Origin of the sequence: Catellatospora bangladeshensis, assembly GCF_016862575.1 — a bacterium.
GTDB lineage: Bacteria > Actinomycetota > Actinomycetes > Mycobacteriales > Micromonosporaceae > Catellatospora > Catellatospora bangladeshensis.
Genome location: NZ_BONF01000023.1, coordinates 42,429 through 56,718, shown reverse-complemented (window position 1 = coordinate 56,718; position 14,290 = coordinate 42,429). Strand labels below are relative to the sequence as shown.

The 14,290-nt window shown below is 74.0% G+C and carries 13 protein-coding genes; 9 read left to right on the top strand and 4 right to left on the bottom strand.

The features are described from left to right. Positions 1 to 857, bottom strand: an 857-nt coding sequence (locus Cba03nite_RS20135) for an ArdC-like ssDNA-binding domain-containing protein (RefSeq protein ID WP_203748374.1), incomplete at its 3' end; no start/stop codon positions are given. A gap of 189 nt (positions 858 to 1,046) precedes the next feature. Between Cba03nite_RS20135 and Cba03nite_RS20130 the strand changes: the two genes are divergently transcribed. From Cba03nite_RS20130 to Cba03nite_RS20110, 5 genes are all read left to right on the top strand, one after another. Then, a complete protein-coding gene (locus tag Cba03nite_RS20130; RefSeq protein ID WP_203748372.1) occupies positions 1,047 to 1,685 on the top strand; it encodes a DUF998 domain-containing protein in 639 nt (212 codons plus the stop codon). A 116-nt stretch (positions 1,686 to 1,801) separates the two neighbouring features. Next, positions 1,802 to 3,613, top strand: a complete 1,812-nt coding sequence (gene htpG / locus Cba03nite_RS20125; protein ID WP_239125898.1) for a molecular chaperone HtpG — start codon at positions 1,802 to 1,804, stop codon at positions 3,611 to 3,613. A 129-nt stretch (positions 3,614 to 3,742) separates the two neighbouring features. Beyond that, the gene (locus Cba03nite_RS20120) at positions 3,743 to 4,021 is read left to right on the top strand and encodes a hypothetical protein (protein WP_203748368.1); all 279 of its coding nucleotides are present in this window, start codon (positions 3,743 to 3,745) and stop codon (positions 4,019 to 4,021) included. Positions 4,022 to 4,139: 118 nt separating this feature from the next. Continuing rightward, positions 4,140 to 5,594 (top strand): alpha,alpha-trehalose-phosphate synthase (UDP-forming), encoded by a 1,455-nt coding sequence (locus Cba03nite_RS20115; RefSeq protein WP_203748365.1) that lies wholly within the window; start codon positions 4,140 to 4,142, stop codon positions 5,592 to 5,594. Positions 5,595 to 5,802: 208 nt separating this feature from the next. Further along, positions 5,803 to 6,714, top strand: a complete 912-nt coding sequence (locus Cba03nite_RS20110) for a hypothetical protein (RefSeq protein ID WP_203748362.1) — start codon at positions 5,803 to 5,805, stop codon at positions 6,712 to 6,714. A 49-nt stretch (positions 6,715 to 6,763) separates the two neighbouring features. Here the strand turns inward: Cba03nite_RS20110 and Cba03nite_RS20105 are convergent, their stop codons facing one another. Genes Cba03nite_RS20105 through Cba03nite_RS20095 form a run of 3 tightly spaced genes read right to left on the bottom strand, consistent with a single transcriptional unit; the run spans position 6,764 to position 8,951 of the window. Continuing rightward, a complete protein-coding gene (locus Cba03nite_RS20105) occupies positions 6,764 to 7,207 on the bottom strand; it encodes a hypothetical protein (RefSeq protein ID WP_203748359.1) in 444 nt (147 codons plus the stop codon). Beyond that, positions 7,207 to 7,776 (bottom strand): RNA polymerase sigma factor, encoded by a 570-nt coding sequence (locus tag Cba03nite_RS20100; protein WP_239125896.1) that lies wholly within the window; start codon positions 7,774 to 7,776, stop codon positions 7,207 to 7,209. Before Cba03nite_RS20100 ends, Cba03nite_RS20105 begins: the two co-directional genes overlap by 1 nt. Next, positions 7,773 to 8,951 carry a S8 family peptidase gene (locus Cba03nite_RS20095; protein WP_203748357.1) on the bottom strand — a complete coding sequence of 393 codons (1,179 nt, stop codon included), beginning with the start codon at positions 8,949 to 8,951 and terminating at the stop codon, positions 7,773 to 7,775. The genes Cba03nite_RS20100 and Cba03nite_RS20095 overlap by 4 nt, the downstream gene beginning before the upstream one ends. Positions 8,952 to 9,106: 155 nt before the next feature. Here Cba03nite_RS20095 and Cba03nite_RS20090 point away from each other — a divergent pair, with 155 nt between their 5' ends. From Cba03nite_RS20090 to Cba03nite_RS20075, 4 genes are all read left to right on the top strand, one after another. Beyond that, positions 9,107 to 11,653 (top strand): CHAT domain-containing protein, encoded by a 2,547-nt coding sequence (locus Cba03nite_RS20090; protein WP_203748354.1) that lies wholly within the window; start codon positions 9,107 to 9,109, stop codon positions 11,651 to 11,653. 119 nt (positions 11,654 to 11,772) lie between these two features. Continuing rightward, entirely contained in the window at positions 11,773 to 12,468 is a 696-nt protein-coding gene (locus Cba03nite_RS20085; RefSeq protein WP_203748351.1) for a hypothetical protein, read from the top strand. Then, positions 12,468 to 13,679 carry a phage tail sheath family protein gene (locus Cba03nite_RS20080; protein ID WP_203748348.1) on the top strand — a complete coding sequence of 404 codons (1,212 nt, stop codon included), beginning with the start codon at positions 12,468 to 12,470 and terminating at the stop codon, positions 13,677 to 13,679. The genes Cba03nite_RS20085 and Cba03nite_RS20080 overlap by 1 nt, the downstream gene beginning before the upstream one ends. Position 13,680: 1 nt before the next feature. Next, a complete protein-coding gene (locus Cba03nite_RS20075; protein WP_203748345.1) occupies positions 13,681 to 14,169 on the top strand; it encodes a phage tail protein in 489 nt (162 codons plus the stop codon). Positions 14,170 to 14,290: the final 121 nt, after the last annotated feature.

The window sequence follows — 14,290 nt, the reverse complement described above, 5'->3', positions numbered from 1 at the left end:
GGTGCGGGGATGGTTTCCGTGCCACGGCGCGCCGCCGGGCCCGCAGCGGCCGTCGCGGTGCCCTCGTGGCGTGGCACGGGCGGCGGCGTCGTGGGCCGGTCCAGCGCGCGCCGGTCCAGCGTGCGCAGCAGCCGGGCGGTGAGCGCTCCGGCGGCGCGCAGCGCCCGCTCGGTCGTCTCGACGACCGCCCGGTCGGTGGGCGCCTGGCCCAGTGCGGCGGTCCATCCTGCCGCCGGGATCTCCGGCGGCCGCAGGCCGAACCTGCGGGCGACGACCCGGGCCGCCCCGGCGGCCTGCAGCTCGCGGGCCGGGCCCGGAGGCAGCAGCCGCCGGGCGAGATGGTGGACCAGGTGACCGGCCGACGCGGACAGCGGCTGCTCGGCGGCCAGATCGAGATGATCGCCCTCGGCGTGCACCGCGGCGTCGAGGCCCTGGCCCAGCCGTACGCTCAGCCCGGCCGCGTCGGCCATCGCCGCCAGCGCGGACACCACCGGCACCAGGTCGGGCACCGGCTCGCGCGGCGCGGGCACCGCGTCGGTCTGGGCGACGTCGAACGCGGTGACCGCGTCGGAGCCCTCACCGCTCTCGCGCGCCTGCAGCAGGGTGATGCCGCGCTCGCCCCGGCGCACGTGGGCGCCCCGCGCCCGCCACTGCTCGTAGGTGCCCAGCTCGGTCGCGTCCGGACGCTGCCGCGCGATCAGCAGCACGTCGTGCACGCCGCGGCCCGGGTGCCGGGCGGCCACGTCGAGCAGCCGGGCCCAGGCCTGCGCGCTGGTCAGGTCGGCGATCGCCAGCCGCAGCGTGAGCATGGCCGTGTGGCGCATGGCGCGGCTCGCCGGTTGTGCGCGTACGGTCATGATCACCTGCCTGCCGATACCTGCGGTGCGCGGACGCCGACATTCCGTTACCCATCATCGGGCGTCCCTATGACATCGACGCGAATCACGACGTGAGCGCCTCAGGGATCACCCCGGCCGCACGGCTCAGGGTCGGCTGCGGGAGAACGCCGGAGGCGCGGGACGGGCGGTGTCCGTAGCGTCGAGGTCGTGATCGACAGTCGTACGCTCGCCCGGCTCGGCCTGTTCGGCTGCGCGCTGACCGCGCTGCTGGCCGCCATCGGCCAGGTGGACCCGGACCCCGGCCTCGACCACGCCGCGCTGACCGTCAGCGACTTCGCGGTGCACGACCGCGGCGGGGCCACCGACGTGGCCATGATCGTCTACGGGCTGTCGGCGTGGTGCCTGCTGCCCGCGCTGCGCGGCGCGCGGCTGCCCCGGGCCCTGCTCGCCCTGTTCGGGGCCGCGATGCTGGCGGCGGCGATCGCCCCGACCGATCTCGGCCCGCTGACCGCGACCGGCTACGTCCACCGGTACGCCTCCCTGCTGGCCTTCACAGCGCTACCGGTGGCTGCGCTGACGCTGCGGCCGGTGACCCGCGCGGTCCGCGCCACCGCTCTGGCCGCCAGCGGTTTCGCGCTGCTCATGCTCGCCAGCGCGACGCTGGCCGACCGGCGGTTCATCGGCGCCGCGGAGCGCTACCTGCTGCTGGCCGAGGTGCTGCTGCTGGCGCTGCTGTGCCTGCGCGTGCTCGCCGCGGAGCGGTCCACGGACGAGGGCCCCGCCTGGGCGGTCCCGGTGGCGGGAGCACGCCACGGGCGTCCCGGTTTGCTCCGCCGCCCCCGCTGATGCTAAATCTGCGTTGGCACTCAGACACGACGAGTGACAACGCAGAAGGAGGATGCCGGGTGAGCCAGACCGAGACGTTCGAGTTCCAGGCGGAGGCGCAGCAGCTGCTCCAGCTGATGATCCACTCCATCTATTCGAACAAGGACGTGTTCCTGCGCGAGCTGGTGTCCAATGCCTCCGACGCACTGGACAAGCTGCGCCTGGAGTCGCTCATCGACAAGGAGCTGGACGCCGACACCGGCGACCTGCACATCGAGCTGGTCGCCGACCGCGAGCAGCGCACCCTGACCATCCGCGACAACGGCATCGGCATGACTCGCGAGCAGGTCGTGGAGCTGATCGGCACGATCGCCCGGTCCGGCACCGCCGAGTTCGTCAGCAAGTGGCAGCAGGCCAAGCACGACGGCACCGCCGAGCTGATCGGCCGGTTCGGCATCGGCTTCTACTCCAGCTTCATGGTCGCCGACCGGGTCGTCCTGGTGACCCGCCGCGCGGGCGAGACCGAGGGCACCCGCTGGGAGTCGGCCGGCGCCGACACGTACGAGATCTCCACCGTCGCCGACGCCGCCCCCGGCACGGCCGTGACCCTGCACCTCAAGCCGGCCGACGAGGACAACCACCTGTTCGACTACACCGACCCGGCGGTGCTGCGGCGCATCGTCAAGCGCTACTCCGACTTCATCGCCTGGCCGATCCGGACGCCCGCCGCCGAGGAGGGGGCCGAGGCGGAGACCCTCAACTCGATGAAGGCCCTGTGGTCGCGGCCCGCCGCCGAGATCAAGCCCGAGGAGTACACCGAGTTCTACCGGCACGTCAGCCACGACTGGACCGACCCGCTGGAGACGATCCACCTGCGCACCGAGGGCACGCTGTCCTTCGACGCGCTGCTGTTCCTGCCCGCGCACGCGCCGTACGACCTGTTCTCCCGCGGCGCCCGGCGCGGCGTGCAGCTCTACATCAAGCGCGTGTTCATCATGGACGACTGCGAGGCGCTGCTACCGGAGTACCTGCGCTTCGTCAAGGGCGTCGTCGACTCCGCCGACCTGTCGCTCAACGTGTCCCGCGAGATTCTGCAGCAGGACCGGCAGATCCAGACCATCCGCCGCCGCCTGGTCAAGAAGGTGCTCGGCACGCTCAAGGACATGCTGGCCAAGGACCCCGAGAAGTACGCGGGCTTCTGGCGCGAGTTCGGCCAGGCGGTCAAGGAGGGCCTGCTCAACGACCAGGACAACCAGGCCGCGATCCTCGACGTCGTCCAGTTCGCCTCCACCCACGACCCCGCCAAGCCCACCACCCTGCGCGAGTACGCCGAGCGCATGAAGGACGGCCAGACCGAGATCTTCTACCTGGTCGGCGAGCAGCGGGCCACCCTGGAGAACTCGCCCCACCTGGAGGCGTTCACGGCCAACGGCGTCGAGGTGCTGCTGCTGCACGACCCCGTCGACGCGATGTGGGTCGACATGGTCACCGAGTACGACGGCAGGCCGTTCAGCTCCGCCAGCCGCGGCGAGGTCGACCTCAAGACCGAGACTGCCGACGCGCCCGACGCGGCCGAGTACACCGGCCTGCTGGGCTGGATGGGCACCCGCCTGACCGAGAAGGTCAAGGAGGTGCGGCTCAGCACCCGGCTCACCACCTCGGCGGCCTGCCTGGTCACCGATGCGTTCGACGCCTCGCCGTCGCTGGAGCGGCTCTACCGGGCCATGGGGCAGGACCTGCCCAAGGTCAAGCGCATCCTGGAGCTGAACCCGCAGCACCCGCTGGTCGAGAAGCTGCGTGCCGCCCACGCCGAGCGCGGCGACGACGACACGCTCGGCGAGACCGCCGAGTTCCTATACGCGATGGCGGTCCTCGCCGAAGGCGGCGAACTGGACGACCCGGCCGGGTTCACCCGGCGGCTGGCCGACCGGCTGTCGCGCACGATCTGAGCTGTTTCCACACGGGAGCGGCAGGCGTGAGGACGGGCCGCCCGTCCTCACGCCTGAAACGGCGGCGGCGTTCCCGGGTAAAGCCTTCGCCGCTGGGTATGCTCACGGTCCAGATGCGAAGGGCACCCGATGGCCGACCTGCACGTCTCGCTCGACGGCGAACAGCTCAACCCGGTGGAGCGCAAGCTGCGGGAGCCGCTGGAGGAGCAGCTGACCTCGGCGCTCAAGCACGCCGCCGCACAGGTCGCGCAGCGCTACGACGGCCAGAGCGAGGACGAGGTCCTGCACTGGCTGCTCCAGGAGACGCGCGACGCCCTCCACCCGGACATCGCCGAGGGCTTCGAGCCCGACGAGGAGCGCCTGCGCCTGGTGGCCCGTGCCGTCATCGACGGCGAGCCGATCACCTAGGACATCGCCAAGTGTGATCAATTACGCTCCGGCGCGTGGTTAACCTCCGCGTCCACCCCGGGTATCGCCTGCCTGCGCGCCCAGTGTGAGCAGGGCCCGCACTCCCGAGGAGGACGTCATGGCAGAGGTATCCCACACCGCCCTCACCCAGGTCCCCGGCGGCACTTACGACCTGATCGTGCTCGCCAACCGGCTGCCCGTGGATCACGCCGTAGACGAGAACGGGCGACCATGCCGGCGGCGCAGTCCCGGCGGGCTCGTCACGGCGCTTCATCCGATCATGAAGCGCCGTTCCGGTGCCTGGATCGGCTGGCACGGCCGCCCCGGACCCGCCCCGGCGCCGTTCGTCCACGACGGCATCCACCTGCACCCGATCGCGCTCACCGGTGACGAGGTGGACGGCTACTACGAGGGGCAGTCCAACGGGACCATCTGGCCGCTCTACCACGACGCCGTAGAGCAGCCGCAGTTCCACCGGGTCTGGCAGGACCGCTACCGGGCGGTCAACCGGCGCTTCGCCGAGGCCGCCGCGCGGGTTGCCGCGCCCGGCGCGCTGGTGTGGGTGCACGACTACCACCTGCAGCTGGTCCCCGGGATGCTCCGCGAGCTGCGGCCGGACCTGCGCATCGGGTTCTTCCTGCACATCCCGTTCCCGCCGGTCGAGCTGTTCTGCCAGATGCCGATGCGGGAGGAGATCATGCGCGGGTTGCTCGGCGCCGACCTGGTCGGCTTCCAGCACCCGCAGGCGACCCGTAACTTCCGTACCCTCGCCGCCGACCTGCTCGGCGCGAAGGTCACCGACCGGGGGATCTGGTACGACGGCCGTGACGTCGCCGCCGACACGTTCCCGATCTCGATCGACGTCGCCGAGCAGCAGCGCCTGGCCCTCGACCCCGCCGTCCGGGCGCGTGCCGCCGAGATCCGCCGCGAGCTGGGCGATCCCCGGACCATCGTGCTGGCGGTGGACCGGCTCGACTACACCAAGGGCATCGAGTGCCGGCTGCGGGCGTACGAGGAGCTGCTGTCCGAGCGGCGGCTCGACCCGGCGCAGACCGTGCTGGTGCAGGTCGCCGTGCCGACCCGGCAGCAGATCGACCAGTATCAGGCGCTGCGGGAGCGGGTGGAGCGCGCGGTCAGCCGGATCAACGGCGAGTACGCCGGGATCGGGCGGCTGAGCGTGCACTACGTGCACCAGTCCTTCGACCGGGCGGAGCTGGCCGCGCTGTACCTGGCCGCCGACGTCATGGCCGTCACCCCGCTGCGCGACGGCATGAACCTGGTCGCCAAGGAGTACGTCGCCACCCGCACCGACGGCACCGGCGCGCTGGTGCTCAGCGAGTTCGCGGGCGCCGCCGCCGAGCTGGAGGAGGCGTGGCAGGTCAACCCGCACGACATCGACGGCCTCAAGGACGGGATCGCCGACGCCGCGGAGGCGGACGTGGCGGAGCAGCGCCGCCGCATGGACCCGATGCGCGCCCACCTGCACGCCCACGACGTGAACCGCTGGGCCACCGGCTTCATGGGCCGCCTCGACCGCCTCTCCCGCCGCTGGCCCAGGTCCGCCGCCGCCTGACGGGCCCGACCGGCGCGCAGTTTCGGGGAAGGTGCAGGAATGAGTGGATTCCTGCCTGCACTTTCCCCGAAACCGCACGCCGCAGTGCGGGATTGTCGCCCAAGCGGGGCTGGGCTGTCAGTCGCGGTTGCGACGGCGCGGGGCGTATCACGGCGTCCTGGCCTGCGCTCTTGTCGGGCACAGTTCCGGCCGAGCACAGGAGGACCGCATGACCCAGCCCGACAAGACCCCGACCGACCTGCTCGTCCAGCAGGGACCGTCCTGCTGGCTGTACGTGGTGGAGGCGATCGCCGCGGCGAGCACCGCCAAGACCGAGTTGAGCACGACCCACCTGCGCATGGCGATGCGCTGCTACCCCGACAGCGACAGCGTCGGCGAGGCGCACGCCGCGCAGAAGCACGCCCCCAAGCGGCCGCGGCGGACCATCGCCCTGGAGCTGATGGCGGCCAACATCGCCGGCATGGTCACCTCACTGCAGAACTGGGCGCTGACCTCGGGCACCGACGACATCCCGCTGTCGCGGGTGCAGGAGTTCGCCCGGCGGCACCACGTGTCCCGCTCCGCGTGGCAGGACCCGGCGCTGGGCGTGTTCTTCGACGGCGACGGCGAGGACGACCCCACCACCGACGTCACCGGCCTGATCACCGCTTTCCAGGCGGGGGCGAAGTGCGCCGACGGCCTGCACAAGCTGGCCATCGGCGCGGGCGACAACACGAACGTGGTCGGGCTGCTGCTCAACACCGGCTACCAGGTCATCGACAGTGCGCAGGAGCCCTCGGACGCGGTGCTGTCGCTGGGCGTGCAGGCCGTGCCGAGCTACATCAGCGTGCGCAAGCGCTTCAAGACCACCGCCGAGCAGCGGGCCTCGGGCATCGTCGACCTGACCGGCCGCAAGCTGAGCGAGCTGGCCGACACGGCGCACGCGCTGCTGCTGGAGGGCTTCACCGCCACGAGCGCGACCGAGGGCCGGGTCACCTTCAAGGACCCGAACTTCGGCAACGTGCTGTTCGTGGTCACCGTGGCGCAGTTCCAGGCGATGGCCGGCGAGGAGGAGGTCAAGATGCGCCCGTTCTTCCCGTCCGGCGCCAAGAAGTCGGCCCTGGCCACGATCCTGGGCTGAGCACGCCGGTGGGGCGGGCCGATATCGGCGGCCCGCCCCACCGGGCGGCTCAGATCAGCGTCCAGGACGTCTGCACGGGGCCGCCGTCGCCCGCCGGGTAGCAGCACAGGCGCAGGTGGCCCCGGGTGATGCAGGCCGCGGCGAAGCGGCCCAGCGCGTCGGCCTCGACCCAGGTCGGGCCGTCGGCGTGGTCGACCCGGATCCTGGCCGGCTGCGGCGGGACGAGCTGGCCGGTCAGCGCCGCGGTCAGGCCGGACACCGCCACCTCCACCTCGATGGTCAGGTCCCCGGCGGTGAACGTGAACAGGTCGGGCAGGTCCTCGCCGCGTACGGCGGCCAGGTCGAGCTGGCCGACCAGCTCCGCCAGGGCGGCGTCGGTGTCGCGCCAGGCCAGGCTCTCCTTGGCCAGGGCGACCAGGTGCGCGGGCACCGGGTCCATCCGGGTGGTCAGGCCCCGCAGCTCGGCGGGGATGTCGTCGTCATACGGAGCCATCAGAGGCTCAACCTCCTGCGTAACTGGTCGAGGCAGCGCGCACGGGTCGGGCCGATGCTGCCGACGGGGATGTCCAAGGCCGCGCTGACCTCGGCGTAACTGGGCGGCGGGTCCATCAGCAGCAGCCGCAGCACCGACTGGCACTGGCCGGGCAGCCCGCCGAAGGCCTGCCACAGGACGCTGTCACGCTCGCGGCGCAGCAGGTCGCTGTCCAGGTCGGGCGCGGTGCGGTCGGCCGGCTCCAGCGTGAGCAGGTCGCCGACGGGCAGGTCGCGCCCGGCGCGGCGCAGCACCGCCAGCGACTCGCGCCGCGCGGTGGTGGCCAGCCAGGAGCCGAGCCGGTCGGGCTCGCGGATCGCGCCGAGGTGCTCGACCAGGCGCAGCCAGGTGGCCTGGAAGACGTCGGCGGCGTCGGCCGAGCCCAGCCGGTGGCTGCGCGCCACCGACCAGACCAGGCCCGAGTACCGCTCGACGATGGCGTTCCAGGCCTGCTGGTCGCCGTCGGCGGCGCGCTTCAGCAGCGCGCCGGTGTCCGATTCGGGCAGCGTGTCGGGGGGCGTCTGGTTCACGGGAGCCCCGGGTATCCGCCGAAGTCCCGCCCCGCCGCGGCGGCCAGCACCGCCTTGAGCGCGACGTCGGTCGAGCCGGACTTCGCCGCCTGCTCGGCCAGCAGCGCCACGACGTGCGGCGTCGCGAACGAGGTGCCGCTCCACAGCGCCCAGCCGGTAGGGAACTGGTCGTGCTTGACGAAGGTGCTGGTGATGTCGGCGCCCGGCGCGGTCACGGTGACCCAGTCCCCGGCGTTGCTCCAGTCGCACAGCCCGCTGCCGTCGTGGGCGGCGACGGCGACGACCTGGCCCGCCCACGGCAGGCCGGTCCCCGCGAACGCCGCCGGCCAGAACGGCCGGTCGCGCAGGCCGTCGTTGCCCGCGGCGGCCACGACGAGCCGGTCGCGGCCGGTCAGCAGCGCCGACAGCGCGGTGGCCAGGGCCAGCGGCGGCTGGTCGTCGAGGGTGTACCCGCCGAGCGACAGGTTGATCAGCTTCTCGTCGGTGATGCGGGCGAACGAGGTGATCAGGTCGGCCTCGGTGCAGAGCCCGAACGTGTCGAGCACGCGTACGGCCCGGACGTCGGCCTTGCCGGTGCGGGCGCCGATGACGCCGATGATGAAGTTGGCGTGCCCGACGTCGCCGTCCATCACACCGTCGTCGTCCACGTCGGTGTCGACCTCGTAGTCGGCCGGGGAGCAGGTGTAGGCGTGCGCGGGCAGCGGGCTGTCGCGCCATACCCCCGTGTCGATCACCATGACGGGGACCTGGCCGGCCGGCCGCCCAGGGCGCGGTTTGTCGCCGGGCTTCGGCGCGGGCTGCGGCGGGCCGAACGGGCCGCCGTGCTCGAACGGGGTGGACGTGAACACGTGGTTGGGGCTGACCACGGTGCGGGTGTCGCCGTCGGCCGCGGCGGCCTGGCGCACCCTGCGGGTGGCGGCGGGCACGTCCAGGCCGTCGGCGCGCAGGCGCAGCAGGCCCGGCGCGAGCTCGGCCTCGTCGACCTCGGTGTGGCCGAGCCCGTCCAGGACGCGCTCGGCGGCGCCCCGGTGCTCGGACAGCACCAGCAGCTCGTCACCCGTGAACCAGACCGGCTTGCGGCCCGCCCGGGCCTCCTGGCGCAGCCAGGGCAGCCCCGCCATGCGCCGGGCGCGGCGATCCTGCCATCGATGCAGGCGATCCTGCGGCATAGCCATCGTCGTTCCTCCGATTCGGTGTTGCGTCCAGCAACAGAGTGCGGGCGGCGGCCTGCTGATACATCCAGATGTGTCGCAACGGCGACAGCAAGGTTCCGTCCTAAGGGGACCCGTGTGGAAAAGTTGTCCAGCATGAGCGCGTCCTAGCGATGGTCATGGCCGATCCCCGCCGCGCGGCGGCGCTCGGCGCGAAACTGCTGGCCCGCGCCGAACGCGACCGCGATCCCGGGAACGTCGCCGCCAGCCTGCGCATCCTCGGGCTGGCCGCGCGCGAGCTGCAGGATCCGGCGCTGGCCGCGGCGCGGCTGCGGCGCTCGGTGGCGGTGGCGGTCCGGGCCCGGCGGGAAGACCTGGCGGCGCAGTCGCGGATGAGCCTGGCGCTGGTGCTCAACGACCTCGGCCGGCCGCGCGCCGCGCTGCGCGAGATCGACCGGGCGCTGTCCGCGCTGGACGGGCTGCCGCTGGCCAGGGCGCGGATGCAGCACGGGATCCTGCTGCGCCGGCTGGGCCGCGACGAGCAGGCGCTGGAGGCGTACACGTCGGCGCTGGCCGCGTTCCGCCGTCACGACGACCGGCTGTGGCAGGCCCGCGCGCTGACGAACCGGGGGGTGCTGCAGGCGTACCGGGGCGGGTTCGCGGCGGCGCGGGCCGACCTGGGCCGGGCCGAGCAGCTGTACCGGGAGCTGTCGCTGCCCGCCGCGGCCGCGCAGGCGCAGCACAACCTCGGCTTCGCCGCCGCGTGCAGCGGGGACATCGTCACCGCGCTCACCTGGTACGACCGCGCCGACGAGTACTTCCGCCGCAGCGGCTCCCGCCCGGCCGAGGCGCTGATCGACCGCGCGGAGCTGCTGCTGGCGGCCCGCCTGCTGCCCGAGGCGCAGCAGGCCGCGCAGGAGGCCGTCGAGATCGCCGCGGCGGCCCGGCTGGGCACGCTGCTGCCGCAGGCCCGGCTGCTCCAGGCCCGTGCGGCGCTGGCCGCCGGGGACGCCGCAGCCGCCCGGGAGCCCGCGCTGCTCGCGGGGCGCGCGTTCGCCCGGCAGCAGCGCGAGCGGTGGGCCGTGCTGGCCCGCTACCTGCAGGCACGGGCCGGGGCACGGCAGCGGCCGGGCAGGCTGCGGGCGCTGGCCGCCGCCCTGGACGAGGCGGGCTGGCCCGAGCAGGCACTGGAGGCGCGGCTGTACGCGGCGGGCGCCGGTGACACCGCGGCGCTCGACGAGCTGGCCACGGCCGACCCCGGACGCGGACCAGCCCGGTTGCGCATCCGCGCCTGCCACGCCCAGGCGCTCAGCCGCCTGCACCACGGCGACCTCGCCGGGGCACGGCGGGCGCTGCGGGCCGGGCTGCGGCTGCTCGACCAGTACCGGGCCGCGCTCGGGGCGATCGAGCTGCGTGTGCTCAGCTCCGCCGAGGGCGAGGACCTGGCCGAGCTGGGGGTGCGGCTGGCGGTGTCCGAACGCTCCGCGCGGCAGGTGCTGGCCTGGGCCGAGCGGTGGCGCGCGGCCACGCTGCGGCTGCCCCCGAGCACCCCCCACGACGACCCCGAGCTGGTACGCGAACTCGCCCGGCTGCGCCGGGTCACCGCCGAGCTGGCCGGCGACAGCCTCGACGCGGTCCGCCGGGCCCGCCCGCTGCAGCGCCAGCGCGCCCTAGAGGACGCCATCCGCCGCCGCACCTGGCGCACCGCCGCGACCGCGCCGACCGTGGACGTGCCCGGCTCCGTCGACGAGATCCTCGCCGCGCTGGGGGAGCGCGCTCTGGTCGAGCTGATCGAGCAGGACGGCCGCCTGCTCGGCGTCGTCGCCGCGGGCGGCCGTGTCCGGCTGCACCCGCTCGCCGACACCGCCGCGCTCGGGCTGGAGACCGCCGCGCTGCGGTTCGCGATGCGCCGCCTCGTGCTGCGCTACGGCTCCACCGCGTCCCTGGCCGCCGCCGAAGCCGCCGCCCGGCACGGCCTGCGCCAGCTCGACGAATGGCTGCTGCGCCCCCTGGCCCGCGCGATCGGGGGACGGGAGCTGGTCGTCGTGCCCACGGGCGCGTTGCAGGCGCTGCCGTGGGCGGCCCTGCCCACCTGCCTCGGGCGGCCGGTCACCGTCGCGCCGTCGGCCACCGCGTGGGCGAGGGGCACCACGGCCCGGCGCACCGACCTCGACGAGCGGTTCGTGCTGGTCGCCGCGGCCCGGCCCGACCACGCCATCGGCGAGGCCGAGGCACTGGCCCGGCTGGACCCGGCCGCGCAGCTGCTCACCGGCGCGCGGGCCACGGTCGGGGCGACGCTGGCCGCGATCGACGGGGCCCGGCGGGTGCACCTGGCCGCGCACGGGGAGTTCCGCGCCGACAATCCGCTGTTCTCCCACCTGGACCTCGCCGACGGGCCGCTGACCGTGCACGATCTGACCACGCTGCGCCGGGCCCCGGACCTGGTCGTGCTGTCCGCATGCGACACCGGCCTGTCCGCGGTGCATCCCGGCGACGAGCTGATGGGCCTGACCGCGGCGCTGCTCGGCGCGGGCGCCCGCACCCTGGTCGCCAGCACCGGCCCGGTCGACGACGAGGCCACCCGCGAGCTGATGCTCGGCCTGCACCAGCGGCTGCGCACCGGGTCGGACCCGGCCGCCGCGCTGGCCGCGGCACAGGCGGCGGCCCCACCGGAGAAGTGGGCGACGGCGTACGGCTTCAGCTGCTTCGGGTCAGGGGCCGCCTGACGTCGGAAATCGGCGCCCGTCACGTCACGTAGCTGACAGGCGCACCTGTATCACCGCCCGTGACCGCCCGCTCTGTCTTGCGATCGTGCCGCCCGGCACGAGACGAGGCGGAGGTTCGGATGCGCAACCACGAGGACCACGGGCCCCTGGCCCGAGCGTGCGCGCTGCTGCTGGGCGGCCTGGCCGGGGCCGGCGTGCCGGTGCGGGTCGAGCACCCGGCCGCGGCGGTGGGCGTGCAGTCCGGCGCGTTCGGCGGGCCGTGGCTGGCCGTGTGGCCGTACGCGGTGCTGCCGGAGGCGCTGCCGGTCCGGCCCGGTGACCCGCTGCGGCTGCGGGTGCGGTTCCTGCTGCACGCGGACGGCCCCGACGCCACGGCGATCGAGGCGCTCGACCGGGTGCTCATGGCAGGAGTGCCGTACCTGCTGGCCGAGCCCGTGCCGGACACGCTGTGGCCGGCCCTGGGCGCGCGCCTGCGGGCAGCCCTGCTCTGCGAGGTCGCGGTGCAGGTAACCAACCCCGCGCCGGCCGCACCGCGGGTCACCCAGCCGGCCCGGCTGGACGCCGTGTCGCTGCGGCGCCTGGCCGGCCGGGTGCAGACCCCGGCCGGGATCGCCCTGGTCGGCATGCGTGTCGCCGCCGAGGACGGCACGGCCGCCGCCTACACCGACACCCGCGGCCGCTTCGAGCTGCCCGTGGTCGACGGCAGGCCGGTGCGCCTGGCCGTCAGCGGCCGGGGGCTGCTGCTCACCGCCGAGGTCCCGGCCGCGTCGGCCGAGCCCGTCGTCATCACCTGCGAGATCCAGGAGGTCCAGTAATGCCCGTGTACTCCTCACCCGGCATCTACGTCGAGGAGGTGTCCGGCGGCAGCAGGCCGATCGAATCGGTCGGCACCAGCACCGCCGGATTCGTCGGCACCGCGCCGGACGCGACCGCGCGCCGCAACGAGGCGGTCGCCGTCAACAGCTGGTCGGAGTTCGTCCGCGTCTTCGTCGGCGACCGCACCGACAGCACCCCGCTGTCGCGGGCGGTGTACGGCTTCTTCGACAACGGCGGCGGCCGCTGCTACGTCGTCAACATCCCGCAGGGCGAGCCGCTGGCCGGCAAGGGCCGCCAGCGCAGCGGGCTGCGGCTGCTGGAGGCGATCGACGAGGTCGCCATCGTCGCCGCGCCCGGCTACACCGACCCGCTGTCCTACGAGGACCTGCTCGCGCACTGCGAGCTGATGGGCGACCGGATGGCCATCCTCGACGGGCCGGAGCACACCGGCGACGTCGAGCGGCTGACCCGGGTCGGCGGGGTCACCCTGCCCAAGCCGGGCAAGAAGGGCCCCGAGGCCGAGGCCGCCCCCGCCGAGGACAACAGCGGCCTGCGCCCGCGCCAGTCGGACTACGGCACCTTCTACGTGCCGTGGCTGGTCGTGCGCGACCCGCTGACCGGCGAGGTCGTCAACACCCCGCCCAGCGGCCACGTCGCCGGGGTGTGGGCGCGCAGCGACAGCCTGCGCGGCGTGCACAAGGCGCCGGCCAACGAGCCGGTGCGCGGCGCGGTCGACCTGTCCTACCGGGTCACCAAGGTCGAGCAGGACGTCCTCAACCCGGCCGGGGTCAACTGCATCCGGCACTTCCCGGCCGAGGGCATCCGCATCTGGGGCGCCCGCACCCTGGCCGCCTCCGGCAGCGAGTGGCGCTACCTGAACGTCCGGCGCCTGTTCAACATGCTCAAGGAGTCCATCGGCGACGGCACCCGCTGGATCGTGTTCGAGCCGAACGACAACCTGCTGTGGAAGTCGATCCGCCGCGACGTCAGCGCGTTCCTCACCCGCGTGTGGCGCGACGGCGCGCTGCAGGGCCGTACGCCGCAGGAGGCGTTCTTCGTCAAGTGCGACGAGGAGACCAACCCCGCCGAGGTCCGCGACGCGGGCCAGGTCGTGACCCTGATCGGCATCGCGCCGGTCAAGCCCGCCGAGTTCGTCATCTTCAAGATCAGCCAGTCCGCCGGTGCCGGCGGCGACCAGGCAGGAGCCTGACATGCCCGAGGTGACCGCCACCCCCGCCGCGCAGCCCGGCAACCTGGTGGACCCGTACCGCGCGTACAACTTCAAGCTGCTCATCAACAACGTGACCGAGGGCCACTTCACCGAGGTCGGCGGGCTCGGCATCAAGGTCGAGACCATCGCCTACCGCGAGGCGGGCAACAACTCCGTGGTGCGGGCCATCCCCGGCCGCGTCACGTACGCCCCGGTGACCCTGCGCTTCGGCCTCACCTCGTCGCTGGAGCTGTGGGAGTGGCTGATGACCGCGGTCGAGGGCCGCGTCAGCCGCCGCAACGTCTCGATCGTCATGCTCGACAGCTCGGGCTCGGCCGAGGCGCTGCGCTGGAACCTGGTCAACGCCTGGCCGCAGGAGTGGTACGGCTCGCCCCTGGACGCGATGAGCCGCGAGCTCGCCGTGGAGACGCTGGTGCTGGCCCACGACGGCCTCCAGCGGGAGACCAGCGGTGTCGGCGCGGCTGCGTGACGTGCTCGGCTGGCTGCGGCGCCTCCTCGGCCTGAGGGGCGCCGCTCCCCAGCCGGGGACGCCCGCATCCACGGACGGGGCGATCCGGCTCGGTGGGCGCACGCCCGCCCCGGACGCCCCG